Origin of the sequence: Methanococcoides sp. NM1, from assembly GCF_900774285.1 — an archaeon.
In the GTDB taxonomy this organism is placed as follows: domain Archaea; phylum Halobacteriota; class Methanosarcinia; order Methanosarcinales; family Methanosarcinaceae; genus Methanococcoides; species Methanococcoides vulcani.
On the sequence record NZ_CAAGTW010000027.1, the window covers coordinates 1 to 685 of the forward strand.

Annotated in this window: 1 protein-coding gene; it reads left to right on the plus strand. The window is 44.1% G+C overall.

Annotated features, from left to right (window positions below; translation table 11 throughout):
• The coding region (locus E7X56_RS11595; protein ID WP_135606894.1) for a putative Ig domain-containing protein at positions 1-685 on the plus strand (685 nt) is incomplete at both ends.

Below are 685 nucleotides of genomic sequence, written 5' to 3' on the forward strand. Positions count from 1 at the left end.
TGGGCAGGAAGTGTGTGATGCAGATGGTACTCTGAGATGGCAATACACAGGAAACTGGAATGTCGCTCATGTCTTCACCTTCGAGTCCACCGGACAGGTTTCTCAGCCGGAACAGCCTGATGTGAATCGTGATCCTGTTATGAACCCAATTGGTTCAAAGTCAGTTGATGAAGGATCGACACTAAGTTTCTTTGTAAGTGCTTCTGATGGTGATGGTGATGTCCTTTCCTATTCTGTCACAGGTCTTCCTTCCGGTTCTATCTTTGATAGTTCTACAGGTGCCTTTAGCTGGACTCCTTCTGAAGGTCAGGATGGAAACTATGAGGTTACTTTTGAGGTTAGCGATGGCCAGTTAACTGATTCTGAGACCATCCCTATCACAGTTGATTCTGTCAATCATGCCCCTGTTATGAATTCCATTGGTTCAAAGTCAGTTGATGAAGGATCGACACTTAGTTTCTCTGTAACTGCTTTTGATGCTGATGGTGATGTCCTTTCCTATTCTGTCACAGGTCTTCCTTCCGGTTCTATCTTTGATAGTTCTACAGGTGATTTTATCTGGACTCCTTCTGAAGGTCAGGATGGAAACTATGAGGTTACTTTTGAGGTTAGCGATGGCCAGTTAACTGATTCTGAGACCATCCCTATCACAGTTGATTCTGTCAATCATGCCCCTGTTATGAAT